The organism is Vogesella mureinivorans, from assembly GCF_007644035.1.
Lineage (GTDB): Bacteria > Pseudomonadota > Gammaproteobacteria > Burkholderiales > Chromobacteriaceae > Vogesella > Vogesella mureinivorans.
In genome coordinates, this window is record NZ_VMTV02000552.1 from 1 (window position 1) to 382 (window position 382).

Annotated in this window: 1 pseudogene; it reads left to right on the plus strand. The window is 73.6% G+C overall.

The features are described 5' to 3' along the window. Positions 1–382, plus strand: a pseudogene (locus FLQ44_RS23740) (histidine kinase); the annotation flags it as partial.

A 382-nucleotide genomic window follows, 5' to 3' on the forward strand; every position in this document is an offset into this window, starting at 1 on the left:
TGCCGCTGTCAGGCGGCGACGGCGGCTTTGCGCTGCTGGCCTTCCTCGGCGGCCTGTCGGCGGCGACCGGCATGGTGATCCTGTCGACGCTGGCGCTCAGCCTGATGATCGGCAACCACTGGCTGGCGCCGCTGCTGCTGCGCGGCAGCCGGGGCGCGCGCGCCCGCCGCAACCTCCGCCGCAGCGTGCTGCTGCAGCGCCGGCTGATCATCGTCGCGGTCGTGCTGCTGGCCTGGATGTACAGCCGCGCCATCGCCGGTTCCGAGGCGCTGGCGGATATCGGTGCACTGAGCTTTTCGGCCCTGGCCACGCTGGCGCCCGCGCTCGGCTTCGCGATCTGGCGCCCGCAGACGCCGCCGCGCGCAGTGCTGTGGGGGCTCTT